The following is a 1,375-nucleotide window of genomic DNA, read 5'->3' on the forward strand; positions in this document are numbered from 1 at the left end:
AGCCCGATCCGCGAGCGGGTGGTCGGCCTCGACGCCCTCGACCAGCGCGCCGTCGATGGGGCGATGCTCGCGCTGGACGGCACCGAGAACAAGAACATCCTCGGTGCCAACGCGATCCTCGCCGTCTCCCTGGCCACCGCCAAGGCGGCCGCCGCGGCCCGCGACCTGCCGCTCTACGCCCACCTGGCCGAGCTGTACGGCGCGCCGGGCGAGTACAGCATGCCGGTGCCGATGATGAACATCCTCAACGGCGGCGAGCATGCCGACAACAACGTCGACATCCAGGAGTTCATGATCCAGCCGGTCGGCGCGGCCAGCTTCAAGGAAGCCCTGCGCATGGGCGCCGAGGTGTTCCACACCCTCAAGCAGGTGCTCTCCGAGCGCGGCCTGAGCACCGCGGTGGGCGACGAGGGCGGCTTCGCCCCAATGCTGTCCTCCAACGAGGAAGCCCTGGTGGTCATCCAGGCGGCGGTCGAGCGCGCCGGCTACGTGCTGGGCCAGGACATCACCCTGGCCCTGGACTGCGCCTCCTCGGAGTTCTACCACGACGGCGAGTACAAGCTGGCGGGCGAGGGCAAGAGCTTCGACTCCAAAGGCTTCGCCGATTACCTGGCGAGCCTCTGCGAACGCTACCCGATCGTCTCGATCGAGGACGGCATGGACGAGAGCGACTGGGCGGGCTGGGCCTACCTGACCGAGAAGCTGGGCGACAAGGTGCAACTGGTCGGCGACGACCTGTTCGTCACCAACACCAGGATCCTCAAGGAAGGCATCGAGAAGGGCATCGGCAACTCGATCCTGATCAAGTACAACCAGATCGGCAGCCTGAGCGAGACCCTGGATGCGATCCGCATGGCCCAGGACGCCGGCTACACGGCGGTGATCTCGCACCGCTCGGGCGAGACCGAGGACACCACCATCGCCGACCTGGCGGTGGCCACCCGTGCCGGGCAGATCAAGACCGGCTCGCTGTGCCGCTCGGACCGGGTCGGCAAGTACAACCAGCTGCTGCGCATCGAGGAGGCCTTGCAGGGCAAGGCGCCCTATAGCGCGGAATCGCTGCTGCGCCGCCGCTGCTGCAGCCACTGAATTCAGCCGGACGGTCGATGCGTCCGGCGAGGCCGGGCGCGTTTCCACATCACACCGAGGACGACGTAGAGTCATGAGCACCGAGAGCCGTCTGCAAAACCTTTTCCCCACTGCCGCGGAGATTCCCGAGCAGTACCGCCTGGGCGCGCCGATCGAGCAGCGCGAGTACCTGATCAACGGCAAACTGTGCCGCTGGGAGGGTCCGCTGGCCACCGTGCGCAGCCCCATCCACCTGAAGACCGACAAGGGCGACGAGCAGGTCATCCTGGGCAGCACCCCGCTGCTG

1 protein-coding gene and 1 pseudogene are annotated in these 1,375 nt (G+C 67.3%); both read left to right on the forward strand.

Features of this window, described 5'->3' with window-relative positions; genetic code table 11:
- The coding region (gene eno / locus ACYVD0_RS13435) for a phosphopyruvate hydratase (protein WP_460427265.1) at nt 1-1,089 on the forward strand (1,089 nt) is incomplete at its 5' end.
- A gap of 73 nt (nt 1,090-1,162) precedes the next feature.
- Nucleotides 1,163-1,375 (forward strand): annotated as a pseudogene (locus tag ACYVD0_RS13440) (NADP-dependent glyceraldehyde-3-phosphate dehydrogenase); the annotation flags it as partial.

The sequence above is a fragment of the Azotobacter armeniacus genome, from assembly GCF_054779355.1.